This is a genomic window from Streptococcus sp. 27098_8_74, from assembly GCF_041431705.1.
Taxonomy (GTDB): domain Bacteria; phylum Bacillota; class Bacilli; order Lactobacillales; family Streptococcaceae; genus Streptococcus; species Streptococcus salivarius_E.
In genome coordinates, this window is record NZ_JAPVYF010000010.1 from 1 (window position 1) to 25551 (window position 25551).

Annotated in this window: 23 protein-coding genes and 1 pseudogene; 18 read left to right on the top strand and 6 right to left on the bottom strand. The window is 35.9% G+C overall.

The annotated features are described in order from the left end of the window. From O3670_RS05105 to radC, 18 genes and pseudogenes are all read left to right on the top strand, one after another. Positions 1-357: pseudogene (locus O3670_RS05105) on the top strand (glycosyltransferase); the annotation flags it as partial. After that, positions 350-2224, top strand: coding sequence for a putative glycosyltransferase family protein (locus O3670_RS05110; RefSeq protein WP_371482490.1), 1875 nt, complete (start codon positions 350-352; stop codon positions 2222-2224). The pseudogene O3670_RS05105 and the gene O3670_RS05110, both read left to right, overlap by 8 nt. Positions 2225-2341: 117 nt before the next feature. Then, positions 2342-3193 (top strand): dTDP-4-dehydrorhamnose reductase, encoded by an 852-nt coding sequence (gene rfbD / locus O3670_RS05115; RefSeq protein ID WP_371595864.1) that lies wholly within the window; start codon positions 2342-2344, stop codon positions 3191-3193. A 75-nt stretch (positions 3194-3268) separates the two neighbouring features. Continuing rightward, positions 3269-3964 carry a glycosyltransferase family 2 protein gene (locus O3670_RS05120; protein WP_175063106.1) on the top strand — a complete coding sequence of 232 codons (696 nt, stop codon included), beginning with the start codon at positions 3269-3271 and terminating at the stop codon, positions 3962-3964. A 5-nt stretch (positions 3965-3969) separates the two neighbouring features. Beyond that, positions 3970-4302 carry a DUF2304 domain-containing protein gene (locus O3670_RS05125; protein WP_011227433.1) on the top strand — a complete coding sequence of 111 codons (333 nt, stop codon included), beginning with the start codon at positions 3970-3972 and terminating at the stop codon, positions 4300-4302. After that, complete coding sequence (locus O3670_RS05130; RefSeq protein ID WP_371482493.1) at positions 4303-5085, top strand: glycosyltransferase; 783 nt, start codon at positions 4303-4305, stop codon at positions 5083-5085. It begins immediately after the preceding gene. Between the two features lie 131 nt (positions 5086-5216). Continuing rightward, complete coding sequence (locus tag O3670_RS05135; protein ID WP_371482495.1) at positions 5217-6470, top strand: lipopolysaccharide biosynthesis protein; 1254 nt, start codon at positions 5217-5219, stop codon at positions 6468-6470. 1 nt (position 6471) lies between these two features. Then, positions 6472-7455, top strand: coding sequence for a glycosyltransferase family 2 protein (locus tag O3670_RS05140; RefSeq protein ID WP_371482497.1), 984 nt, complete (start codon positions 6472-6474; stop codon positions 7453-7455). Positions 7456-7480: 25 nt separating this feature from the next. Continuing rightward, positions 7481-8440, top strand: a complete 960-nt coding sequence (locus tag O3670_RS05145) for a glycosyltransferase family 2 protein (protein WP_371482499.1) — start codon at positions 7481-7483, stop codon at positions 8438-8440. A 195-nt stretch (positions 8441-8635) separates the two neighbouring features. After that, positions 8636-11587 carry a rhamnan synthesis F family protein gene (locus O3670_RS05150; protein ID WP_371482501.1) on the top strand — a complete coding sequence of 984 codons (2952 nt, stop codon included), beginning with the start codon at positions 8636-8638 and terminating at the stop codon, positions 11585-11587. Next, on the top strand, positions 11574-12881 hold the full coding sequence (locus O3670_RS05155; protein WP_371595865.1) for a DUF2142 domain-containing protein: 1308 nt from the start codon (positions 11574-11576) through the stop codon (positions 12879-12881). Before O3670_RS05150 ends, O3670_RS05155 begins: the two co-directional genes overlap by 14 nt. A gap of 3 nt (positions 12882-12884) precedes the next feature. Further along, positions 12885-14117, top strand: a complete 1233-nt coding sequence (locus O3670_RS05160; RefSeq protein ID WP_347111549.1) for a glycosyltransferase family 4 protein — start codon at positions 12885-12887, stop codon at positions 14115-14117. A 119-nt stretch (positions 14118-14236) separates the two neighbouring features. Then, positions 14237-15385 (top strand): beta 1-4 rhamnosyltransferase Cps2T, encoded by a 1149-nt coding sequence (cps2T, locus tag O3670_RS05165; RefSeq protein ID WP_347111550.1) that lies wholly within the window; start codon positions 14237-14239, stop codon positions 15383-15385. Next, on the top strand, positions 15382-16320 hold the full coding sequence (locus O3670_RS05170; protein WP_371595867.1) for a glycosyltransferase family 2 protein: 939 nt from the start codon (positions 15382-15384) through the stop codon (positions 16318-16320). Before cps2T ends, O3670_RS05170 begins: the two co-directional genes overlap by 4 nt. Then, positions 16321-17127, top strand: a complete 807-nt coding sequence (locus O3670_RS05175) for an ABC transporter permease (RefSeq protein WP_347111552.1) — start codon at positions 16321-16323, stop codon at positions 17125-17127. Beyond that, positions 17127-18329 carry an ABC transporter ATP-binding protein gene (locus tag O3670_RS05180; RefSeq protein ID WP_371595868.1) on the top strand — a complete coding sequence of 401 codons (1203 nt, stop codon included), beginning with the start codon at positions 17127-17129 and terminating at the stop codon, positions 18327-18329. The genes O3670_RS05175 and O3670_RS05180 overlap by 1 nt, the downstream gene beginning before the upstream one ends. Beyond that, positions 18330-19973, top strand: a complete 1644-nt coding sequence (locus O3670_RS05185) for a rhamnan synthesis F family protein (RefSeq protein WP_371595869.1) — start codon at positions 18330-18332, stop codon at positions 19971-19973. It abuts the gene before it with no gap. A gap of 45 nt (positions 19974-20018) precedes the next feature. Next, positions 20019-20705, top strand: a complete 687-nt coding sequence (gene radC / locus O3670_RS05190) for a RadC family protein (RefSeq protein WP_014727630.1) — start codon at positions 20019-20021, stop codon at positions 20703-20705. 56 nt (positions 20706-20761) lie between these two features. On the opposite strand, the gene O3670_RS05195 is transcribed toward radC, so the two are convergent. From O3670_RS05195 to O3670_RS05220, 6 genes are all read right to left on the bottom strand, one after another. Continuing rightward, on the bottom strand, positions 20762-21457 hold the full coding sequence (locus O3670_RS05195) for a gamma-glutamyl-gamma-aminobutyrate hydrolase family protein (protein ID WP_022496740.1): 696 nt from the start codon (positions 21455-21457) through the stop codon (positions 20762-20764). Further along, complete coding sequence (locus O3670_RS05200; RefSeq protein ID WP_037611833.1) at positions 21450-22109, bottom strand: redox-sensing transcriptional repressor Rex; 660 nt, start codon at positions 22107-22109, stop codon at positions 21450-21452. The genes O3670_RS05195 and O3670_RS05200 overlap by 8 nt, the downstream gene beginning before the upstream one ends. Positions 22110-22250: 141 nt before the next feature. Beyond that, a complete protein-coding gene (locus O3670_RS05205) occupies positions 22251-22598 on the bottom strand; it encodes a DUF1831 domain-containing protein (RefSeq protein ID WP_104021240.1) in 348 nt (115 codons plus the stop codon). Position 22599: 1 nt separating this feature from the next. Beyond that, positions 22600-23712, bottom strand: a complete 1113-nt coding sequence (locus tag O3670_RS05210) for a cysteine desulfurase family protein (protein ID WP_049545261.1) — start codon at positions 23710-23712, stop codon at positions 22600-22602. Positions 23713-23715: 3 nt separating this feature from the next. Then, positions 23716-24687 carry a ribose-phosphate diphosphokinase gene (locus O3670_RS05215; RefSeq protein WP_049545262.1) on the bottom strand — a complete coding sequence of 324 codons (972 nt, stop codon included), beginning with the start codon at positions 24685-24687 and terminating at the stop codon, positions 23716-23718. 273 nt (positions 24688-24960) lie between these two features. After that, positions 24961-25536 (bottom strand): CYTH domain-containing protein, encoded by a 576-nt coding sequence (locus O3670_RS05220; protein WP_022496737.1) that lies wholly within the window; start codon positions 25534-25536, stop codon positions 24961-24963. Positions 25537-25551: the final 15 nt, after the last annotated feature.

Consider the following 25551-nt stretch of genomic DNA (forward strand, 5'->3'; position numbering starts at 1 on the left):
TATGTCTCTTATGAAAATCGTGAACGTGTGGCGGGAGAGACTTCATGGTCTTTCTGGAGCCTATTGAGTTACTCACTTGATGGTTTTATCAACTTCTCAGAAGTACCCTTGAAGCTTGCCACATGGGCAGGAACCTTCTCATTCTTAATCTCCTTGGTTGGAATTGTCTTTGTCGTTATCCGAAAACTAACTATAGGTGGGAGTGTTGCAGGCTGGGCAAGCCTCGTCTCAATCATCCTCTTTATCGGAGGAATCCAACTCTTAGCCTTGGGAATCATCGGGAACTACATCTCAAAGATTTTCCTAGAAACCAAGAAACGGCCAGTGTATATAGTGAAAGAGAAAAGTGATGACTAGGGTTCTTAAAAAATTATTGTCTGGTTTCTATGATAATATTGATGTGTCTATTGATAAACTAGCTAATCTGAAGTATGTAAGACGATTTCGAGCGAAAATTGAATCAATCAATAATTTATGTAATTTAATTAGTGACAGAGTTTACTATCTATTTTTAACTATTTATTCAATATTTTTCACATTCGTATCTTTTAACGTAATTAATTTTCAAAGTCGAACATATGATTATGTTTTTCATTTATCTAGAATTGTAGGGCTTGCGGAATCTATAAGAAATTGGGATTTCCTTCCGAATCTGAACTACATATATGCCTATGGAACAGGATATGCTTCTCCCATGTTTTATGGAAATTGGCAATTTTATCCTTCAGCATTGCTATATATAGCTACAAAAAATGGTAATTTATCCTATTCTATTTTTGCCCTACTAATTATTTTCTTTACGTTAATCACTGTTTATTTTGTGATTACAAAAATTTCGAAGAATAAAATGTTAGGTGTTATCACCGCAATTACTGTTCCTTGTTACTACACACTATTTGGATATGGTATGACGATGGTGATTCCGCTAGTTTCTCTGCTTTTTTATTCAGTCTATCGAGTACTTTTCATAAACAAAAGAAATCCAATATATTTAGGTGTTGTAATAGCATTATTAATTCAAACTCATATACTATCTACGATAATATTGGCAATCTTTTCATTTATCTTTTTGCTGTTAAATTACAAAAAGTTAACAATGAAAAAGTTAGTTTCTTTCGGGCTGTCGGTTTTGATTGCACTATTTCTATCGGCAGGGTATATCTTTCAATATGTTGAACAAGTATCATCTCAACACTTCCTCTTTTCATGGTTAGGAAGAAATTTTCCAGTCAATGTAAATGATACTTTTTCTGTACCTTATCCGTTTCAATCAGATAAATCAGGATTTTATAAACCATTCACTCCATTGGAATGGCCAATTCATCAAATAATAAGTATTGGGATGATTTTCTCAACTCTTATAGTTGTAGTACTGCATCGACATATAACTTCTTTAAGCAAAACACTTTTCTTAAGCTGTTGGATTCTGTATATTTCTGCTACTAGTGTTTTACCATGGAATTCTATTTTGAAACAGACTTTCTTAGGAAGCATGCAATATTCAGGGCGATTATTGTTTTTCATACCATTTATATTTATATTGTTTTTAGCCTTTGTTAATAGAAAAGGTTTCCTACTTTTTCTTATGTGTATCACTAGTTTAACGTTTTATTTTAGCCGAGTTTTACCTCAGTATTCTATTTCATCTAATACATATAGACAAATGGAAGATGAAAATAAACTCAGTGAAGAAATGCTAAAAACAGTCTATATGGGTGATAAATCGATTTTCATTGATACTAGTGGCGATGAGTACTATAATATAGATGTTGATAATGTACATGTCCGTAGTCCTCAATTCTCAGAATTTATGACTAATGAGGGAGTATCTATTTCTAATGTTAAGAAGAGCTATAACCTCCTAGAATTTGATGTTAATTTTAAAAATAATAAGAATAAAAATAGTGTCATTGTTCCCTTAATCTGGTATAAAGGCTACCAAGTAGAGTATTCGAAAGGTGGCTCTGGTTCTAAAGCTATGATGGAAACTCGTCCATTTAGCGTTCAAGAAATTCAAGAAAATCGAAAACTAAGGAAACCCAATGAGGATCAAAAAGTTTTAAATGATGGTAAGGTTTATTTAGAGCTTAAGAAACCTGGGCATATTTCTATTTCTTACCATAAAACTTTTTTACAATTTTTAGGATATTTAATTGAAATATTCTCTTGGTTATGTTTATTTGCTATTTTAGTAGTGACATCTAATAGATGTAGGAAATTATAATTGCTCTTAGTGAGATAACTTGTGAATCATTTAAGTATAGAAAAACGATGAAAGCAGATTTTTTCTGCTTTTTTTGTTAAAATGAAATTGATATTATTGAATTACAAGGAGAAAAATATGATTCTAGTAACAGGTGCAAATGGCCAACTCGGAAGTGAGCTTCGTCACCTTCTTGATGAACGTAACGAAGAATATGTAGCAGTAGATGTGGCAGAAATGGACATCACAGATGCTGCCAAAGTAGATGAAGTTTTTGCGGAAGTAAAACCAACCTTGGTTTATCACTGTGCTGCTTACACAGCTGTTGATGCTGCTGAAGATGAAGGTAAAGAGCTTGACTATGCTATCAACGTGACAGGTACTGAAAATGTCGCTAAGGCTGCTGAAAAACATGGTGCAACGCTAGTTTATATTTCAACAGACTACGTTTTCGATGGTGAAAAACCAGTCGGTCAAGAGTGGGAAGTTGATGACAAACCAGATCCACAGACAGAGTACGGTCGTACAAAACGTATGGGTGAAGAGTTAGTTGAAAAACATGTTTCAAGCTACTACATTATCCGTACAGCTTGGGTGTTCGGTAACTATGGTAAGAACTTTGTCTTCACCATGCAAAATCTTGCCAAGACTCATAAGACACTTACAGTTGTTAATGACCAACATGGTCGTCCAACTTGGACACGTACATTGGCAGAGTTTATGACTTATTTGGCTGAAAACCGGAAGGAATACGGTTACTATCACCTGTCAAATGATGCAGCAGAAGATACAACTTGGTACGACTTTGCGGTTGAAATCCTCAAAGAGACTGATGTTGAAGTGAAGCCTGTAGATTCAAGTCAATTCCCAGCTAAAGCTAAACGCCCTCTTAACTCAACAATGAGTTTGGCTAAGGCTAAGGCTACTGGATTTGTCATCCCAACATGGCAAGATGCTTTGAAAGAGTTTTACAAACAAGAAGTGAAATAAAAACCAAGGTCAGTTGAATTAATCTGAAATATATTTGACTGACCTTTTTAATAGGGTTTTCAGGAGAAACTACGTATAAAGATGTCAGATTTACTCATTATTATCCCAGCCTATAACGAAGAAGGCTCAATTGAAAATGTTGTTAACAACATCATTCAAAATTATCCTCAATATGACTACGTTATTATAAATGACGGTTCACGTGACAAGACTTCACAAATTTGCCATCACAATCATTACAATATAGTCGATTTGCCAGTGAATCTCGGTCTTGCTGGGGCTTTTCAAACAGGTTTAAGATATGCATATGAGCATGGTTATAAAAAAGCGGTTCAATTTGATGCAGATGGTCAACATTTACCTGAATATATTCAAAGTTTGGAAGAGAAAATCAATGATGGCTTTGATCTAGTTATTGGTTCTCGATTTGTTACAGAGAAACGACCAAATTCTTTACGAATGTTAGGTAATATCTTAATTAGTTCAGCTATCAAACTTACCACAGGTAAGACAATTAAGGACCCAACTTCAGGAATGAGAATGTTCTCAGAAGATTTAATTAAAGAGTTTGCACTCAATATTAACTATGGTCCAGAGCCAGATACCGTTTCTTATCTCATCCGTAATGGTGTAAAAGTTGCGGAAGCGCAAGTTAGAATGGAAGATAGACAAGCGGGAGAAAGTTATTTGACCCTTTCTCGTTCTATCAAATATATGACACACATGTTTGTGTCAATCCTACTCATTCAAAACTTTAGAAAGCGAGGCTAGATGCCATGACTATTTGGTTTCAAATTGTTCTAATTTTTGTATCTCTAGCAACCGTTACCTTTATTCTTAGAGGGATTCGAAAATCTCAAGTCCAAATTAATGACTCACTATTTTGGATTTTCTTTTCACTAGTTTTACTTGTATTTAGTGTCTTTCCAAAATTAGCTGAGATAATTGCGAGAGCATTAGGAATTGTTTCGGCGGTAAACTTTATTTTCCTTTTTATCATTTTCCTTCTACTAATTAATCAATATCAATTAACAGTTCGCTTGTCTAAACTTGATACAAAGTTTAAAAACTTAGTTCAAACAATTGCCTTGAGAGGAAAAGATAAATAAATGAGTTTAAAAAATCAACATACATTTGTTATCTGTGCTTATGGAGATAGCCCATTCCTAGAGGAATGTATTTTATCATTAGTAAATCAAGAGTTGAAATCTCAGGTGATTTTGTATACGTCGACTCCTAGTGATTATATTGAAAACTTGTGCTTGAAATATAATATTCCTTACCACTCTAAAGTAGGAGGGGGAATAGGGAAAGATTGGAACAATGCACTTTCCTTCGTTAAAACGAAGTATGCTACCATTGCTCATCAAGACGATTACTATCTTCCTGCTTACTCCCTAGAAATTATGGAGAAGGCAAGTAAAGTACCAGATTCTCTAATTATTTATTCTGATTACTTTGAGGAAAAAGATGGACAAAAAATTGCTAAAACAACAAATTTGAAAATCAAAACCTTCATGTTGAAAGCAATAAATATATTATCCTCAAATAAAATTTGGAGAAGACGAATTCTAGCATTTGGGAATGCTATATGTTGTCCTGCTGTGACCTATAATCTTGAGAAACTTAAAGGTTTTCAATTTGATGAGAATTTGAAAGGGAATCTAGATTGGATTGCTTGGTATAAAATTGGTAATATGAATGGTTCCTTTTCTTTTGTTCCGAAGGGGCTAATGTGTCATCGTATTCATCAAGAATCTGAGACTTCTAAAACAATTAGTGATAACACTCGTTCGAAAGAAGATTTAGAGACGTTTGAAATTTTCTGGCCTAAATGGATAGCACGATTAATAATGAGGCAGTATGTAAAAGCACAAAATTCTAATGACTAATCAGTAGTAATTTCTTAGAAGCTTAAAATGCTACTTAAAGAGAGATATTATAGGTAATTATGTTTTCCATTCCTCTAAAAATCTTATGATATAATAAGTGGAATATTGTTAATCGAAAGAGAGTAAAGTACTTGAAAAATGTAACTCCCCAAAAAGTTTTTTTCTGGAATATACTTGGTAGTATGTCTTCCGCAGCTGTTTCCGTAATCCTTCTTTTTATTGTTACTCGTATTTTAGATAGTGCTTCAGCAGACATTTATAGTTTTGCATACGCTATTGCTAATTTGTTTGTAATTGTAGCTAGTTTTCAAGTAAGAGATTTTCAGGCGACAGATATCAAAGAAAAGTATTCATTTGATAATTATTTGATGGCTAGAATAGTTTCAAATATTTTAATGGTTCTACTCTTGATTGGTTATATCATTTTAAACCCTAATACACACGCAAATATAGGTATAATATTTTGGGTTTCTTTTTTCCGAGTGAGTGAAGCTCTATCAGACGTTTTTCAAGGGTTATTTCAACAAAGAGAACGATTAGATATTGCGGGTAAATCATTGTTTTTGAGAAATACAATCTCTACTGTTGTATTTGCTCTAGTTCTTCTTATTTCAAAAAGTCTCTTGTGGTCAGTAATATTGCAAACAATAAGCTCATTCATTTTTATTGCCTTATTTGATTATCCTAATTCAAGATTATTCCATACTTTAAACATCAGAAATGTAAAACTGCGCAAAGTCATTAATGTATTTAAAGATTGTCTACCATTGTTTATTAATGCATTTCTATTAGTTTCAATTTACAATCAACCAAAGTATGCTTTAAATGATATTTATAATAAGGGATTAATTGGCAATGGTGTTCAAAGAGACTTTAGTATTTTATTTACGCCTATATTTGCAATGAATTTAATGATTATTTTTCTAAGACCAATGATTACACAACTTGCAGTGTTTCTTGAAGAAAAAAAAATTTCTCATTTTATTACGTATAAAAATAATCTATTTCGTATTTTATTAGGTACATGTACACTCATCTATATAGTTGGAGCTTTCATTGCTATTCCAGCATTAGATATAGTTTATGGAACAGATTTGAAACAGTATCAAAGTAGCTTTTTAATTTTATTGATGGGTGGTGTTGCTAGTACCTTCTCAACTGTGTGTGATAATATTCTAACAGTATTTAGAAAACAACACTATTTAATCATTTCTTTTGTAGTTGGTTACTTAGTTTCGATAATGACTGCAAGAACACTTGTGTTGAAATATGAAATATTAGGTGCCTCACTATCATTTTTATGTGCTATGATTTCATGGTTAATTGTATCGTTAGTAATTTATTTTATTACGAGTCCTTATACTATTTTTAGAAAGAAAAAATAATATGAAATTTTCAATTGTAGTAGCTGCTTATAATGTTGCAGATTACTTATCAGAGTGTATTACTAGCTTAGCAAATCAGAAATTTCAAGCATCAGACTATGAAATCCTTATTATTGATGATGGTTCTACAGATGGCGTGACGGGAGAACTTTGCGATAAGTTAGCTTCTAAATACAAAATGGTAAGGACAATTCATCAAGACAATGGGGGATTATCTGCAGCTAGAAATACTGGAATTAAACACTCTAAAGGTGAGTTTATACTCTTTGTTGATGGTGATGATTTTTGGAGTAATCTAGAGTTCCTTGATAACTTATCTAGAAATATTGATACCTATAAAAGCGATGTAGTAATTTTTTCTTATGATAAGTATTATGGAAAAGATGAGAGTGTTAGAATTGATTTTGACTCTGTTCCTGAGTCAGGAAATATTGAAGAAAACGTTATTGACTTGGTTAGGAATAGTGTGTTAACAGCTCCAGCATGGAACAAATGTATCAGAAGAAACTTATTTGTTGAGGAAACTTTAGACTTTCCTGTTGGATTCCTATCAGAGGATTGCTTATATTGTTCATATCTTTTGAAATTAACTGCAAAATATTCTATTTTGAATATAGAGTCTTATAAGTACAGACAGAATCGAATTGGAAGTATTACTAATGTGGTTAAGGAAAAAAATGTAAATGACATCTTAAAAAGTATAGATATAGGTTTAACGAATATTGGAGAATATAAGAGTAATGTTCGTAAAGCGATAAATATTTACTTTGCAATTTCATATATATCAGTCTTACCATATGTAAGTCAATATATTTCAAATTCTGAGATTATGTATCTGTTAAAAAAATACAAGTATCTTTTGAAATTTTCAAATGAGATAAAGAATAGGTCGTTTAATTTAACCGGTAAGATTACAAGAATATTAGGTCTAAGATTATCAATTATTCTATTACCAAAGCTATTGAGAATATATAAAACAATGTAATAGTAGAATTTTAAGAGGAGTATCAATGTCTAAACCAGCTATTTCAGTAATTATTCCGGTTTATAATGCACAAGAAGGACTTGGTCAGTGTATTGATTCACTTTTAGATCAAACATTTTCAGATTATGAAATTATTATTTTAAATGATGGCTCTACTGACAATTCTTTAGAAGTAATTCAAAACTATGCTTCAAAAAATGATAGTATTAGGGTTATAGATAAGGAAAATGAGGGTGTAGCTAAGACTAGAAATCGAGGCATAGTCCTTGCAAAGGGTGAATACATAGTCTTTATTGATAATGATGATTTTATTGCTCCAGATTACTTAGAGTGTTTTTATAAGGCGATAGAAAAGGAAAAATTAGATATTGTTATTGGTGGCTATAAACGAGTTAACAAAGAACATAAAATTCTTTTCCAACAAGATCTATCTCAGACTGATTGGTCAAAATATATAGTGGTGGCACCTTGGGCACGTATCTATCGCACTTCATTTTTAAAGGAAAATGATATTCAGTTTTTTGATTATCCAATTGGAGAAGATGTTATCTTTACTTTAACTGCCTATAATTTAACTGATAAAATAAAGGTAATTGATTACAATGGGTATAATTGGTTCTTTAATGAGCGAAGTATTTCAAATACTTCCCAAAGAGGTTTTAATCCTAAAATTGATATAATTTATTTTTTAAGTTGTTTAAAAGATGCTGCAGGAGATTCTGAATATATAAAATATTATGTCAAACGATATTATATTTGGTATTTACTCTTTTCTGGGAAAGCAGCATCAAGTAAACAATTTGTTGAACAACATAGTAGAATACAGAATTGGATTCGTAAAGAAAATTTTAGATCAAAAATAACACCATTTTCAAAAACTGTAAGAGGGGAAAGAGTTCAGACTAAGATTTATGTTGTGATATTTAGGCTTATAGAACATTTGAAGTTAGTTAAATTATTTTCAAAGTTCTATTGTAAAGGGTAGTAGCTATCATCGCAAAGCAGAATCATTCTGCTTTTTTTCTTTGTCTGTAGTAAGGAGATTTTTTCTTTAAACTATAGTATAATTAAAGCGGTATACACTTTCAAAATAAGATGCTCGTTCTTTCTTTGAAAGATTGGAATTAATAGTTATTATTAATTACTAATTTATATTTTCTTACAAAAAATGGATGGAAAAATGACTAATTTAATCTCAGTGGTTGTAACATGTTATAACCATGAAAAATATATTGAACAATGTTTACGAAGTATTTTTAAACAAACTTATCGAAATATTGAGTTGATTGTTCTTGATGATGGTTCGACAGATTATTCCCCAGAGATTATTCAGGAAGTTCTGAAAGAGTCACCTTTCATGACGACATTTGAATCGCATGAAAATATTGGTGTTGTAAGAACACGTAATAAAGGACTTAATCTTTTAAATGGGGACTATTTTTTATTTGTAGATAGTGATGATTTTTTGGATGATAGGTATGTAGAAGAATTGTATGATTGTGCAATTAATCATCAAGCGGATATAGTGTATTGTGATTTATTCAATTTTGAAAAAAATGAAGTCTATCTAAAAGCTCAAGAATTTGAATTACATAGCTTACTGGTATCGAACTATATTTCAAATTGTTCTTTAATAAAAAAAGCCATATTAAAGGGTACCTATTATGATGAAACACTTTCAGGGAAAAAACTCGAAGACTATGATTTTTTCTTGAACCTTATTATCAATAATGGTGCGAAGGCAGTATATCAGCCAAACACCAAGCTTAATTATCGTGTTTTTGAAAAAGATTCGATTTCAAAAAGGGATTCAGTACGCTACCATTATGAAATCTATCTTGAAGTTCTCGAGAAGTATCTCGATAAGTTACCACATGAAATCTATCAAGCGGTTTGCGAAAACTTAATGATTTTGGAGAGTCGTATAGATGATTTGATAAATCATCACGATGATGTGACAGATTATGTTAATCGCTTGAAAAAAGAACGTGATCAACTTGAAAGAAGAAAGTATACACAATCTAAGCAATTGAAGGATGCCCATAAAGAGATGGAGCTTATCCGAAGTTCACTGTCATATCGTTTAGGTAATGCCCTTATCACACCTATAAAGACAGTAGGAGTCATTGCTAAGAATCCAAAAGCGATTAAAAATTATTTGAGAGCTTTAAAAGTCAAAGTGATACAGTTACGTCGTCGAATGACACCTCTTAAGGTTCGCCAGTTACGACGTCTCAGAAATAGTCAACGTTCTGCCTTGTCGTATAATGGTAAGAAAGCGTTGGTTTATGTCATTTTTGAGTCTGAAGCCCGTCTTCAAGAATACAAGTTACGTTTCTTGCAAGCTTTGGCTCCATTGGTAGATGATGTTATTGTAGTTGTCAATGGACAGCTTCATGCTGATGATATTAAGAGTCTTGAGAATTATGGTAGAGTTTTGACTCGTGATAATAAGGGTTATGATACTGCGGCCTTTAGAGAAGGGATTTTTGCCTTTGGTAAAGACAAGCTTAAAGATTACGACCAGCTCCTCTTGGTGAATGATACTAACATTGGTCCGATGAGAGATTTGTCTCAAGTGTTCCAGGAAATGACCGATAAGCAACTAGATTTCTGGGGCATTTCCTTTGGAGAAGAGCAAGAAGATGTTACTAAAGAGAATCCTTATGGCTACATTCCTAAGCATCTTCAATCTTATTTCCTAGTTATTGAAAAGCTCATGCTAAACGATGATGACTTTTATGAGTACTGGACACACTTGACGGATACAGATTCTCGTGATAAAGCTATTGGTCGACATGAGACACGTTTTACCAAGCATTTTGCTGATTTAGGTTATCGTTATGATGCGGTTGTGCAAGAATACGAAGATTCTGCCATGTATATCCATCCGCTTAAGATGCTCAAAGCAGGTAGTCCTTTGGTGAAATACACGGCTCTGAAAAATTATGATGAAGACCAGTTCTTGTGGCAAGGTCTGGACCGTGATTCGGAAGTCCCTGACTTGTTAGAGTTTGTCGCAGAAGAAACGGATTACCCAGTGTCAATCTTGGAAGATATTGTAAATAAATTTAAGGAGGTTCCACGTGATCAATATATTCTATTGATTGATGGAGTTGAAAATATTATTCCGCAATGTACCCGTTACCGTGTCTTGAATAAGGCAGAGCAATTACGTAAGCATGGTTTTGCAGTCAAAGTTGTTAACCTATCTGATTTCCAACTATCGATGGTTCAAAACGCCAGTCACATCATTATCTACCGTTCACCAATCTCACCTGAACTTTTGCGTCTCTGTCATTTGGCTAAGGAATATGGAAAACCTGTCTTCTTTGATATTGATGATCTAGTCTTTGATACGGTTTATACAGACCAATTGAGTTATACGCAAGGGTTGAATTCGGTTGAAAAAGGAAACTATGATGCAGGTGTTCGAAATTATGGCTATATGCTAGAAAACTGTGATGGTGCCATTACTTCGACTAATCAGTTGCAGGAGGAGTTGTATAAGTACCAAAGTAAGGTTTTACTTAATCGCAACTTAGCTTCTGATGATTTAATCGCTATTAGTGGTCAATATATCAAAGATTACTCTCAAACATCTGACATTGTTAAAATTGGTTATTTCTCTGGTTCAATCAGTCATAATGAGAATTTCGAATTGATTAAACCAGCTATTAAGCAACTGCTTACAAAATACAGCAATGTACAGTTACATATTGTCGGGATTCTTGATATTCCAGAAGATATGAAGCCCTTTGAAAATCAAATTGTAACTCACGATTATGTGGACTGGGACAAATTGCCTGCCTTAATTAGTGAGGTTGATATTAACCTGGCACCGCTTGTGGATTCTATCTTTAATCGTGCGAAATCTGAAATTAAATGGATTGAAGCTGCCTTGGTCAAAGTACCAACAGTTGCGAGCAAGATAGGAGCTTTCTCAGATGCTATTGTTGACGGTGAAACAGGATTGTTAGCTACTGATGACCAGTGGTTCGAAAAGCTTGAAGCCTTGGTGCTATCTCCAGAATTAAGACAGAAAATTGCAGATGCTGCTTATCGGGCTGTTCTTGAAAACTGTACCTTAAGTAAGAAAGATGATATGGTGACTTATTTTGAACAGAATTAAACAAATAAAAGTTGAAAATTTATTTTTCATCTTAGCGACGATTTTTATTTTCTCATTTATGTTTGTATTTCCAATTAATCGTGTGCCAGATGAAACAAACCACGCGCGTATGACTTGGGAGACCTTCCATAAACCAACCGAGACATCGTTTAAATGGATGGATGAGATTCCAAGTAATGATAAGGTTAAGTTAGCGGAATATAAACAGATTTTTGCTCAAAAGATTGATATGAGTAAGGAACCCTTTCAATTTGGTGTGAGCTTAAAAACAATCTCCTTTATTCCACAGTTGATAGGGATGACGATTGGGAGTTGGATTAGTCCTACAGTCGGGATGATCATCTATATGGGACGCATTTTTAATGCACTGGCCTATATTCTAGGAATTTACTTTTTAATACGTTATTTTAAGTATGGGAAAACAGCCCTAATGTTTATTTCGCTACTACCTATTATGGTTCAGCAAGCATCATCACTTTCTTATGATGTGATGAACTATTTGGAAGTGATGTTAGCTCTTGGTTTTATCACTAATCTTGCCTATTCTAAACGTTTTACCAATCGTAATTTTATACAGGTGATAGGTCTAGCGATTTTGCTTCTAGCAACCAAGCCAAATAATGTTTTATTGTTGGGATTGATTCCGTTTGTGCCTTTTGAGTTTGAAGGTGTCTTAGCCTTTCTAAATCGTCCAGTGCAAGCTATTAAGACCTTTATTTCAAAATATAAAGTAGTCTTCTACCTTCTCTTTGTAGTAGGCCTTGTAGTAGTTCTTCAATTCTTAATGAAGAATCAGGGCGGTCTACGTCATTATGGCGAAGTTTTGCGTAATACGCTCTTTAATCCTGAGTTGAATGACAATTTGAATGGTATCTTGTCACTTGGTATGTTCGGTTATCTTGGTAACCTTACTTTACAAATGCCACTGTGGTTAATTTTTATTGATATCATCGTTCTTACCATTTTATTCTTGTCAAGTAAGAAGGATTTCTTCACTAAAGACTTTGCTAATGCATCCTGGATTCTCTTCCTACTAGAGGTTCTAGCTGCTGTTACAGTAATGTATATGCAGTGGACACCAGTTGTTCTTGGTCAGGGAGCTAATATATCTGTTGGTGCTCAAGGTCGTTACTTCACGCCATTTATCATTCTTTTGTTGCCACTAGTCGCCAACACAGCTAAGATTGATTTATCTCGACAGAAAAAATTGAAGATAGCAACCCTGACTTTAATTGCTAATTTCTTGGTCGCTATGTATTTGATTCTTTTCCATTACTGGGGGGTATTTGCATAATTTATGACTAAAACAATTTTATTTATTTCTCCGACAGGGACCCTGGATAATGGTGCCGAAATTTCGATAGTCAATCTTATGAAATTTCTTGTGGAAAAAGGTTATCGTGTGTTAAACGTTTTCCCTGATTACAAGGTGCCATCTCAAGAGGAGTATCAAGCAGAACTTCAGAAAGCAGGAATTGAGACCTATGGTCTTTCGGCTGTCAAATGGTGGTGGGAAGAAGCACCGGGTGGTTCGCCAGGCAATCATTATGAGCGTATTCAAGGCTACAAGAAAAATATTAGAGACTTGAAGAAGATTATTATATCTGAAGATGTAAACCTAGTGATATCAAATACTGTGAATGTTTTCCAAGGTGCTGTAGCTGCTGCAGAATTAGGAGTGAGACACTTTTGGTTAATTCACGAGTTTCCAGAAGGAGAATTTGCTTATTATAGGGAAAAATTAGATTTTATTTCTCATTACTCTGATCAAATTTTTTCTGTTTCTGGAGCCTTAAATGAAGATTTAACGAATTTATTACCTAAAAGGAAGATTTTAAATTTTATTCCCTTTTCATATGTAAAAAAGATAAATCTTAAATCAGCCGAAAATAGTAGAATTGTACAGATTGGTCGGATTACTGATAATAAGAACCAAATTGAATTACTCAAAGCTTATCAAAAATTAAATATAAATATTCCTTTAGTATTTATAGGAGCAGAAGATGAGTCTTATTTAAAAAAATGCAAGGATTATATAAAATCGCATGGATTAGATAATGTTCAATTTTTAGGATACCGAGAAAATCCTTGGTTCGAGGTTAGTGAAAAAGATATCTGTGTATTCACTTCGAAAATTGAGACGTTTGGTATGGTATATATTGAGTCTTTATTGAATGGTATTCCAACTATTGTTTCAAATAATAAAGGGTATGAGTCTGTTAAGGATATTTTTTCCGAAGGAGAAATGTATCCGCTTGGAAACACAGATGCTCTATCAAAAATGATTTTAGATTTTCTAACTAATTTTGATGAAAAAAAACAAGAAATGATTCATAGTAGAGAAAAGATTTTAAAACTATATTCGTTAGATTATGCTTATAGAGAAATTATTCAGCAAGTAAATTTGGATGTTCCTTGTAAGTCTAAGGATTATGAGAAGTATTTATCTTTTTTGAATGTAAAAGTAACCATGAAAGATAGATTGAAGCAATTATTAAAGAATTTAGTAAAGTTGAAGAAATTAAGATAGAGCAGTCCTACTGGACTGCTTTTTTGCTTTATCATGCAAAATACCTTCCAAAATGGTATAATAAAAGCTACTATGTATAATTCTGTGTATTTGAGAGATGTGACGAATGGAGGTAAACTTTGAAGGATATTTTTATCATAGGTAGTAGAGGTTTGCCTGCTCAATATGGTGGTTTCGAGACATTTGTTGAAAAATTGATTTCTTATAAGGTATCACCTGCTATACGTTATCACGTGGCTTGCTTATCTGACGAAAGCACTGGCAACCATTTTGACTATAAGGGTGCGGATTGTTTTACGGTCAATCCTCCAAAGCTAGGTCCCGCACGTGTCATAGTTTACGATATGATGGCTATCAATTATAGCTTGAAACTTATTAAAAAAGAGGGAATTCAATCCCCAATTTTCTATATTTTAGGAAATACCATTGGTGCCTTCATTGTTCATTTTGCCAAGAAAATTCAGTCCGTTGGTGGGATTTTGTTAGTCAATCCTGACGGTTTGGAATGGAAACGTGCTAAGTGGTCTAAACCTGTTCAAAGCTATCTCAAATACTCTGAAGAAGAGATGACAAAGTATGCGAACTTAATTATTTCTGATAACCGAGGTATTGAGACCTATATTCAAAATACCTATCCGTGGGCTAGAACGACTTTCATTGCTTATGGAACTGATTTATCTAAGACGACTTTGACTGCTGAGGATGACCCTGTTCGAGATTGGTATCAGAAATGGCAGACTCAAGAAAAAGATTACTATTTGATATTGGGTCGATTTGTTCCTGAAAACAATTACGAAACTGCGATTCGTGAATTTATGAAGTCCTCTACAGAGCGTGATCTTGTTATCATCTGTAATCATGAAGGAAATGCTTACTTTGATGAACTACGACAGATTACAGGATTTGATAAAGATAAACGTGTGAAGTTTGTTGGTACTGTCTATGATCAGGATTTGCTTAAGTATATTCGCAACCAAGCCTTTGCTTATATTCATGGACACGAAGTAGGTGGAACGAATCCGGGCTTATTAGAGGCCTTGGCTCAAACGGACCTCAACCTTATTTATAATGTAGACTTTAACCATCAGGTTGCTCAAGAGACTGCCTTGTATTGGAATAAAGAGGATGGGGATTTGTCTCAGCTTATCGATTCTGTAGATGGTCAAATGTCATTTGAGGTCTTGGGAAATGCTGCTAAAGCAAATATGAAAGAAAATTACACCTGGGAAAAAATCGTGGGTGAATACGAGGAGCTATTTTTATCATGAAAGTAACTATTCTCATGTCTACTTATAATGGCGAGAATTTTTTAGCAGAGCAAATAGAGAGTATTCAGCAACAGACTTATACGGATTGGACCTTGTCAATTCGAGATGATGGTTCTAAAGATAAAACGAGAGAGATTATCAAACGTTTCGCTTTAGAAGATGATCGCATTACTTTTATCAATCCTGATCAAACTGAAAATTTAGGTGTAATAAAGAGTTTCTTTACGCTTTTGAAGTATCAAGAATCTGACTACTATCTTTTCTCGGACCAGGATGATACTTGGTTACCTGAGAAGCTATCTCTTCAGCTTGAGGAAGCGAGTAGATACCCATCTGATAAACCACTTTTGGTATACACGGATTTAAAGGTTGTGAACCAAGATTTAGAGGTGCTTCATGAGAGTATGATTCGTACTCAATCTGACCATGCTAATACTAAGTTGGTTCAAGAAATGACAGAAAACACCGTTACTGGCGGTGTGTCGCTAATTAATCATGCTCTAGCCGAATTATGGACTGGCGAGGAACCTAATGAGCTTCTGATGCATGACTGGTATTTAGGTTTGTTAGCGTCAGCATTTGGCAATCTCGTTTATATTGACCAACCAACAGAGCTTTACCGTCAGCATGCGGATAATGTCTTGGGAGCTAGAACGCTTCGGAAACGTATGCAGAATTGGATTCGCCCTCAGACCTTGTTCAACAAATATTGGAAGTTGATAAAGGCTAGTCAGAATCAGGCGGAAAACCTCCTGTCTTTGCCATTGAATGCTGAAGATAGAGAGTTGGTTGAAAACTTTGTGACCATTATGGATCAAGGGGTAAGAGAGCGTTATCATCGTTTGAAAACATATGGTTATCGTAAAAACAGGGCTTTTCATACCTTTGTATTTACGAGTTTGATTTTGACAAAATTCATGTATAAGGAGGACTAAATGAATTTCTTTAGTCAGAAAAATAGGATTTTACTTAAGGAACTGATTAAAACGGATTTTAAATTGCGTTATCAAGGTTCTTTCATTGGTTATCTTTGGTCTATTTTGAAACCTTTGATGATGTTTACAATTATGTACCTTGTCTTTGTTCGTTTCTTGAGATTTGATGATGGGACACCACACTATGCAGTAGGATTGCTTTTGGCTATGATTTTTTGGGGCTTCTTTACAGAGGCTACCAATATGGGGATGCTTTCCATTGTTTCACGAGGAGACCTCTTACGTAAGCTTAACTTTCCAAAGCAAACAATCGTTATCTCATCTGTGCTAGGAGCAGCGATTAATTTCTTGATTAACCTAGTGGTTGTTTTCGTATTTGCCTTGATTAACCATGTTCCGATTGGTTTCAATACTTTGGTTATCATTCCTCTCTTTATTGAGGTGCTATTGATGGCAATGGGAGTTGCTTTTATTTTATCAGCACTCTTTGTTAAATACCGTGATATTGGTCCAGTTTGGGAAGTAGTACTTCAAGCTGGTATGTATGCAAGTCCAATTATCTACTCAATCACTTATCTTATTCAAAGAAATCAAGAGTTTGTTGCAAAGATTATGATGCTTAATCCGATTGCTCAGATTTTACAGGATATGCGTCATTTTATCATTGACCCAGTTAACCCAAGAGGATGGGATATTATTAACAATAAGTTGATTGCTTTTGTTCCTTATGCGATTCCTGTAGTGATTTTTATCATTGGTTTCCTTGTCTTTAATCGAAATGCGAAACGATTTGCGGAGATTCTATAATGTCAAATAATATTGCTGTAAAAGTAGATCATGTAAGTAAGTATTTTAAATTACCAACTGAGGCGAGTCAGAGTTTGAGAACGACTCTAGTCAATCGCTTTAAAGGAATTAAAGGGTATACTGAACAACATGTCTTAAAAGATATTTCATTTGAAGTTGAAAAGGGTGATTTCTATGGAATTGTTGGACGTAATGGTTCTGGTAAATCAACACTTCTAAAAATTATTTCTGAGATTTATGTTCCAGAAAAAGGTAAGGTTACCATTGATGGTAAGTTGGTATCTTTCATTGAGCTTGGGGTTGGGTTTAATCCGGAATTAACTGGTCGTGAGAATGTCTATATGAATGGTGCCATGCTTGGTTTTTCAACAGAAGAAGTAGATGCCATGTATGATGACATTGTAGACTTTGCTGAACTTCATGATTTCATGAATCAAAAGTTGAAGAACTACTCAAGTGGTATGCAGGTTCGTCTAGCCTTTTCAGTTGCTATCAAGGCTCAAGGTGATATTCTTATCTTGGATGAAGTCTTAGCCGTAGGTGACGAGGCCTTCCAACGTAAGTGTAATGACTATTTCATGGAACGTAAGCAATCTGGAAAGACAACTATCTTAGTTACCCATGACATGTCAGCAGTTAAAAAATACTGTAATAAAGCAGTTTTAATTGAACATGGTTTAGTCAAAGTTGTAGGTGACCCAGATGAAGTTGCTAACCAATATAGCTTTGATAATGCTGCTGGTCAAAAGGTTTCAAACGATGACGTTGTTGTTGAAAATCCTAAAATCACTGATTTACAAGTAAAACTCTTGAATGATAATATTATCAGTCCTGATCAAGATATTTCATTTGAGATTTCATATGATGTCAATGAGGATATTGAGACCTATATTGCCTTTTCATTGACAGATATTGACCGTGGTATCTGGATTTATAATGACAATTCCATGGACAATAAAACGAGTGGTTCTGGAAGAAAAACACTTACTTACAAATGTAGTCTTTCCCATCTTAATAATATCAAGCTCAAGCTTCAGGTTTCTGTTCGAGATAAGGATGATCAGATGATTGCCTTTGCTGATTCAGATAACTCACCAGTTATTCTCTTGAATCGAACTGATATTGAAGATGATGATAAGTCTGCTAAAGATTCTGCAACTGGTATGGTTCAGAGAAATGGAAAATGGGAGATTCAAGAATAAATGAAACGTCTCTTATTGTATGTTCATTATAATAAGTACGACGAATTAAGTGGTCATGTGCTCTACCAATTGGAGCAACTTCGACCACTTTTTTCTAAACTTATTGTGATTTCAAATAGTCAACTAACGGAATCGGAAACATTAACTCTCAAAGAGCTTGGCATAGATGAAGTTATCCAGAGAGAGAATCTGGGCTTTGATTTTGCAGCTTGGAGAGATGGTATGGCTCATATTGGATTCGAACATTTAACAGACTTCGATTCGGTTACACTCATGAATGATACTTGCTTTGGTCCTCTTTGGGATTTATCTAACATAGTTGAAGGATTTGAACAACGACAGAATGTTGATTTTTGGGGGATGACGAATTTTAGAAAGACCAAATATTTCGATGAGCATTTGCAAAGTTATTTTATATCTTTCAAAAAGCATGTTGTCGGTTCAGAATCCTTTCAACAATTTTGGACTTCTATAAAGACTTTTACCGATGTTCAAGATGTTATTGATAATTATGAAACTAGGGTTACTAGTGTTCTTCTTGAAGCTGGTTACCATTATGATGCTGTCTTTAATACTATTGATGCAGAGGCAGAAGACTTAATTCACCCTGATTTTTCTTACTATAGACCGATAAGTACACTTGAACATAAGGTACCGTTCATTAAACTAAAAGCATTTACTGACAATGAAAAAAAGGGAAGACTACTTTTAGACTATATTACTAAGCTATCGGCATATCCAGTAGCACTAATTAAGTCCCATCTTAACAGCTACCATTCGCCAGATAGCTTAGTCATTTTAGATGAGAAAATCATTGAACCTTCATTTCATTCGGTAAGTGGGAAAGACTATCATTCGGCTATCCATGTACATATTAGTGACCTTGAGAGACTAAAAGTTTTCTCTGATAAAAAGTTATCTGCCTTTTATTATTTCACTTTATCAAGCCATTTGGATAAAAATATCGTTGAGAACACCTTATTAAATAGCTTTGATAAAGATAGTTTTCAGCTAGTCTCTCAAAGATTTGATAATCATTACCATGCCTTAGTATCCTTGGCATCTCAGCTTAGCGAGTACGACTTTATTGGGCATTTTCACACAGAAGACTTTGGAAATGAGGGCAAACTTGTTGATGAAGCTACAAGACTTGCTTTAGTGGATATACTATTAGATGAGGAGAAAGTGGCATCAATCTTTGACCATTTTCCAGAGGTTGGTCTGGTTTTTGCTGATTTATCAAAAGAACTCTATTGGACAGATGCAATTGGTGCCTTAAATCAAGAACAGACAGTTAAACTAACTAACGAATGTCAAAAAGTAATCAATCATTCGCTTCATGTTTTTCAAGGTTCTATGTGGTTGTCAAAAGATTTTCTAGAAAAAATTATTCTTAAGGATAAGCAAGCTTTCTATGACTTTGATGAGGATACCCTTTCTTATCTTTTCTATCGAAAAGCCTGGGATCTAGGAATTGATTATCGTATTATTGCTTCAGGAAAAATATCTTTTGCAGAACGTTATAAGCTCCATCTTATTGAAATGTCACAGGTAGCAGAACCACTGACGTTAAAGAAAAAATTTTCAGCATATCGAAAAGCCTTGTTAAAGAAATTAGGTTTAAAAAAATCTTCAGCTGTTTAACTTCCCCTCCCACTTACGAATAGGTAAGTAGGAGGTTTTTTTCTTATGTATAGTATTGTAGCTGAGGAGTCGGGGCTTTTGCCTCGTGAGCGACTCTTACAGAAGGGAGCAGAGGTTTTGTCGGACCAGGAGTTGTTGGCGATAGTGCTGCGGACAGGGACTAGGTCTGAGTCGGTCCTATCTATGGCCAATCGTATTTTGAAAGGGATGACGAGTTTGGCGGATTTGTCTCGTTTGTCCTTGAATGAGCTTCAGGAGATTCCTGGTATTGGGCGTGTGAAGTCTATTGAGCTCAAGGCTATGGTGGAGTTGGCTAAGCGGATTGAGAAGGCTGAGTTGGCTCGGTCTGAGCAGATTATGTCTAGCCAGCAGGTGGCGCGTCGTATGATGTTGGATATTGGCGACAAGCCTCAGGAGCATCTGGTGGCTATCTATTTGGATACGCAGAACCGTATTATTCAGCAAAAGACGGTCTTTATTGGTGGGGTCCGTCGTTCGATTGCTGAGCCACGTGAGATTTTACATTATGCCTGTCATCTGATGGCAACGTCTTTGATTGTGGTTCACAATCATCCTTCGGGGGAAGCCTATCCTAGTCGTAATGATATTGATTTTACTCAAAAGATTAAGCGGTCCTGTGATGACTTAGGGATTTGTCTGCTTGATCATCTGATTGTTGGAAAATCAACCTATTATTCCTTTCGTGAGGAGAGGGAGGATTTTGAGCTTTAGATTGAGCCGATGGGATAAAGACAAGAAAAAGCAACTGAGTGCAGTCTCAGTTGCTTTTAAAGTTCGTTAACGACGTATTCAAAGAGTTTGAGGTCTTCTTCACGTTTGTCTAGGAGAAGCTCTGGGTGCCACTGTACACCAAGAAAGCGAAGGTCTGGACTATTTGACTCAACAGCTTCGACTGTGTTGTCCTCAGGATCACGCGCAATGACACGAAGGTCAGAGGCCAAGTGTTTGATACTTTGATGGTGGAAGGAGTTGATAGACGTTTCGCGTCCGTAGATTTCTGCCAACTTGCTGTTCTCATCAACAATCATCTCATGGTAGAGGTAATCAGAAGGCTTGTCCTGCCAGTGATTCTCAATATCTTGATGGAGGCTACCACCTAGTGCGACGTTCATGAGTTGGGTTCCACGACAGATTGAAAAGATGGGTTTCTTTTGCTTAGTAGCTTCCTCGATGAGTGCCATTTCAAAGATATCCCGTTCGAGGAAGAAGTCATCTTCACTGGCATGGTTCTCTTCGTTGTAGAATTTAGGGTCAACGTTTTGTCCACCGATCAGGATGAGTTTGTCAATCATGGAGATGTAGGTCTTGGCTTCCGAAGGATCGGATACTGGTAGTAGGATTGCTAGGCCACCGGCTCTTTGAACTCCTTCTACAAAGCCAGATGGGGCATAGGACCAGTTGATGTCTTCATGGGCTGGATTAGGCCTTACATTGGCAGTGATTCCGATAATTGGTTTAGTCATTGTTTCTCCTTGATTTTTCTTCTTCTTTCATGAAATAGAGTAGGGTTTGTAGTTCGCTAGTCAAGTCTACGTATTGGACCACCACATGGCGTGGAAGATTGAGGTTGACCGGAGAGAAGCAGAGAATGCCTTCAATTCCAGCCTCAACCAAAAGATCAGCCACCTCCTGGGCCTTAACTGATGGCACTGTAAGGATGGCTGTTTTGATATCTTCTTGGGCAATCTTGTCCTTAATCTGGGAAATCCCATAGATAGGAATCTTGTCTTCGGTTTGAGTTCCAACCAGTTCGTTATCGTCTGTATCAAAAGCCATGACTAGCTGCATGCGGTTACGCTCTTGAAAACGGTAGTGGAGGAGGGCACGCCCGACATTACCAACACCTACGAGAAGTACCTTTGTTGTCGCATTGTCATTAAGGAGTTCAGCGAAAAATGTCATTAGCTTGTTCACGTCATAACCAAAACCACGACGACCTAGTTCGCCAAAGTAGGAGAAGTCCCGACGAACAGTAGCAGGGTCAATCCCAATCGCTTCAGCAATTTGTTTAGAGCTTGCTTTGTCGATATTTTCACGATGGAATCGTTTGAAAATACGATAGTAGAGAGAGAGACGTTTGGCAGTGGCGTTTGGGATGTTTTTCTCAAATGTCATTGATCGCTTTCCTTTCTTTAATTAGTATGATTCTCTTATATTTTAAGAAAAGTTTGTGAAGATTGCAACAAAATAGTGTAGATGAGGCGATATAAAAAACCTATCACATGGATAGGCTATTTCTATGTAGTAAGAAAAAATTTAGATTTCTTCTTGCTCAAAAACGTTACGATCAACCAAACTCTGCATCAAGAAGTAGAATTTCTCTTGCAAGATGTGATGATCTTCATTTTTAAAGATATTAACGTTACGAAGGCCAGATTTGTCTGTAATCGACAATTTGAAACCAGTCAAGTCTTTGTTAATAGTGATTTTGAGTGGGAAACCTTCGCCTGAGTTAGGCACTTTTTCGAGAAGGCGGTGCAACTCGTAGTTTCCGATTTTATTTTGCACAAAAGTCGTATCACGTAGGGTGAATTTTTTGACATTAGGACTGATGGTGTAACGGTATTTACAGTCAGTCAAATGAATGCTTTTTTCAAATGCCATGTTAGTCTCCTATGATTTGATTAAGTTTTTCTGCTAGAGCTTGGAGTTCTTCAGCGGTATTTTCCTCTGATAAACTAATGCGAATAGCTGTTTTTAACTTGTCAGAATCCTTGCCATAGAGGGCTTGGATGACGTGGCTAGGGTCAACAGTTCCAGCAGTACAAGCAGAACCTGTTGAGACGGCAAAGCCAGCTAGGTCTAACAAGGTTAAGAGAGGGCCATTTTCCTTACCAGGAAAACTTATGTTGATGACGTGAGGTAGGCTAGATTCTCCACCATTAATTTCATAAGGAACGGTAAGGGTATCTAGAAAGGCCTGACGAATCTTTTCAACATGCTGGTAATTGTCTTGGTAGTGGTCGCTAGCATGTTTGTAAGCAGCGGTCATACCTGCAATGCCGACCAGATTTTCAGTGCTGGCACGACGTTTTTCCTCTTGTTCACCACCATGGAGTAGGTTGTCAAAATGCAAATCGTTATGATAGAGCAAGCCAACACCTTTAGGTCCGTGGAATTTATGGGCACTAATAGAGAGAAAATCAGCTCCAAGTTGCTCTGGATGAATAGGAAGTTTTCCTGCTACCTGAACGGCATCGACGTGGAAGGCAGCTTGGTGATTGGCAAGCAAGTCACCAATTTCCTTGATAGGAAGCAATTGGCCGGTCTCGTTATTGGCATACATAACAGAAACCAGAATGGTATCGTCACGTAAGGCATCAGCGATTTGTTGGGCAGTAATGACTTGATTTTCTGGTTGAATATAGGTTATTTCAAAACCAAAACGCTCTTCCAAGTAGGCCATGGTGTGAAGGACAGAGTGGTGTTCAATAGCAGTTGTAATCAGGTGTTTGCCTTTAGCTTGATTGGCTAGGGCATAACCTTTGATAGCTGTATTGTTTCCTTCAGTCCCACCAGAAGTGAAAATGAGTTTACGAGCAGGGACTTCAAATTGGTTGGCCATTTCTTCACGGGCTTCACGAAGTTCCTTGGAAGCTTGACGACCATAAGCATGGAGGCTGGATGGATTTCCAAAGGTTTCAGTCATGACATGTGTCATAGCTGAGATAGCAGCAGTATTTAAAGGAGTTGTTGCTGCATTGTCCAAATAAACCATAGCTTAGTCCTCGTTTGCAGTGTAAGCAAAGAGTGGGCTAAGTGGTTGACGTTCGAAAATACGAGTAGTAGCGTTAGCGATTAGCTCACTTGCTGAAATGTATTTAACGTTTGTTGGAACTTTTTCTTTAGTCGCAACTGAATCTGTCACCAAGATTTCTTTAATTGGAGCAGCGTTGAGGACTTCAGCAGCACCTCCTGCAAAGAGACCGTGACTAGCAACTGCATAGATGTCTTTAACGCCACCACGTTCAAGGATTTTAGCAGCTTCTGCAAATGTTTTACCAGTATTAAGGATATCATCAACCAAGATTGCTGTTTTTCCTTCAACCTCACCGATGATGTAGCCTTCTTCACGTTCTGAATCATCTTGAGCGTAGTCAATGATAGCGATTGGTGCATCAAGGTATTCCGCCAAGCTACGAGCACGTTTAACACCTGAGTTTTTAGGGCTAACAACGACAACATCACTTCCTGTGAATCCTTTTTCGTTGTAGTATTCAGCAAACAATGGCATTGTGAAGAGGTTATCTACTGGGATGTCGAAGAAACCTTGAACTTGGACAGCGTGAAGGTCAAGTGTCAAGAGACGATTGACACCAGCTTTAACCAGCATATTGGCAATCAATTTAGCAGTGATTGGTTCACGTGAAGCAGCGATACGGTCTTGACGTGCATAACCAAAGTAAGGCATAACCACGTTGACAGAGTTAGCACTGGCACGTTTGCAGGCATCAATCATGATGAGCAATTCCCAAAGGTGGTCGTTAACAGGGTTGCTTGTAGATTGGATGATATAAATATCGTCCCCACGAACAGACTCTTCGATATTGATCATGATTTCACCGTCAGAAAATTGACGTGAAGATACTTTACCAAGTGGCAATCCGGTAGCCTCAGCAATTTTTTCAGCAATTTCTGGGTTTGAGCTGAGCGAGAACAATTTCAATTGTGGGTTTGCTTTTTGATGTACCATGACGATGGTGACTCCTTTAAAAAAATAAGATGCTAAGCCCAGTTAGGGCTATTGTAATAAAACTACAGATAGTTCTATTTTAGCAAAAAGAAGCAGAAATTTCAGCCATCAAAGTATGATATTAGTGAAAAATACCGAACCTTTGTTAGATAAAATTCCTTTGTATGCGTTTTTAGACCTCTGGAAGTCATTTATGAGATAAAATGCTTGTATTATTTAACGCTGCATGTGTTTAAACATAAAAAGACAAGGAGCTAACTCCTTGTCTAACTTTTAGTCTTTGTCTCGTTTGAGGGTAGCTACAAAGCGTGCAACCTTACTCTTGGCATACTTAAAGTCAATGTTATTTTCTTTAAGGAAGGCATCAAAGTCGTCTTTACCTTTCTCAGCATCCGAAACTTCTAGTTCAAGCTCGTAGTCTTTCTTATCAGCATAGACATTGACATCGAGGGCCATGAGGCCGATGTTGGTCTGGTACTCGCGACGGGTAGTGGTCAAATGTCCGAGGATGGTTAGGTCCTCTAGTTTAACCCCACGTTCCAGAAGAATGGATTTGATCTGACAATCAGGAAAGTCCAGCGACTTAGTCAAAGCCTTAGCGTCCGCACAATCCATGGTAAGGTTGTACTCCATGTTCCCGACTTTTTCAGGAATCTTCAAGGTCAGCTCACCATGAGTGGGAAGCGTCCTGATACGCAAGGAGAGTTTTTTGTTTCTCATGTCACTCTGAGGAGTGTCGATGTAGTAGTTGGTTTGCGTAACAGGTGTCACATGGGAGAAAAGCATCGCTAAACGATTGTACTCGTCTTTGGTGAGTAGAGTCTTGTACTCTATCTCTAAATGGTTCATGTGTGTCCTCCCTTG

Coding starts and splice junctions, on each gene's coding strand:
- O3670_RS05215 (WP_049545262.1), bottom strand. CDS start 24,687: ATGGTACATCAAAAAGCAAACCCACAATTGAAATTGTTCTCGCTCAGC.
- O3670_RS05150 (WP_371482501.1), top strand. CDS start 8,636: ATGACTAATTTAATCTCAGTGGTTGTAACATGTTATAACCATGAAAAA.
- O3670_RS05210 (WP_049545261.1), bottom strand. CDS start 23,712: ATGGTTTATTTGGACAATGCAGCAACAACTCCTTTAAATACTGCTGCT.
- O3670_RS05140 (WP_371482497.1), top strand. CDS start 6,472: ATGAAATTTTCAATTGTAGTAGCTGCTTATAATGTTGCAGATTACTTA.
- O3670_RS05175 (WP_347111552.1), top strand. CDS start 16,321: ATGAATTTCTTTAGTCAGAAAAATAGGATTTTACTTAAGGAACTGATT.
- O3670_RS05200 (WP_037611833.1), bottom strand. CDS start 22,109: ATGACATTTGAGAAAAACATCCCAAACGCCACTGCCAAACGTCTCTCT.
- O3670_RS05145 (WP_371482499.1), top strand. CDS start 7,481: ATGTCTAAACCAGCTATTTCAGTAATTATTCCGGTTTATAATGCACAA.
- O3670_RS05205 (WP_104021240.1), bottom strand. CDS start 22,598: ATGGCATTTGAAAAAAGCATTCATTTGACTGACTGTAAATACCGTTAC.
- O3670_RS05185 (WP_371595869.1), top strand. CDS start 18,330: ATGAAACGTCTCTTATTGTATGTTCATTATAATAAGTACGACGAATTA.
- O3670_RS05125 (WP_011227433.1), top strand. CDS start 3,970: ATGACTATTTGGTTTCAAATTGTTCTAATTTTTGTATCTCTAGCAACC.
- O3670_RS05130 (WP_371482493.1), top strand. CDS start 4,303: ATGAGTTTAAAAAATCAACATACATTTGTTATCTGTGCTTATGGAGAT.
- O3670_RS05180 (WP_371595868.1), top strand. CDS start 17,127: ATGTCAAATAATATTGCTGTAAAAGTAGATCATGTAAGTAAGTATTTT.
- O3670_RS05160 (WP_347111549.1), top strand. CDS start 12,885: ATGACTAAAACAATTTTATTTATTTCTCCGACAGGGACCCTGGATAAT.
- O3670_RS05195 (WP_022496740.1), bottom strand. CDS start 21,457: ATGACTAAACCAATTATCGGAATCACTGCCAATGTAAGGCCTAATCCA.
- radC (WP_014727630.1), top strand. CDS start 20,019: ATGTATAGTATTGTAGCTGAGGAGTCGGGGCTTTTGCCTCGTGAGCGA.
- rfbD (WP_371595864.1), top strand. CDS start 2,342: ATGATTCTAGTAACAGGTGCAAATGGCCAACTCGGAAGTGAGCTTCGT.
- O3670_RS05170 (WP_371595867.1), top strand. CDS start 15,382: ATGAAAGTAACTATTCTCATGTCTACTTATAATGGCGAGAATTTTTTA.
- O3670_RS05110 (WP_371482490.1), top strand. CDS start 350: ATGACTAGGGTTCTTAAAAAATTATTGTCTGGTTTCTATGATAATATT.
- O3670_RS05220 (WP_022496737.1), bottom strand. CDS start 25,536: ATGAACCATTTAGAGATAGAGTACAAGACTCTACTCACCAAAGACGAG.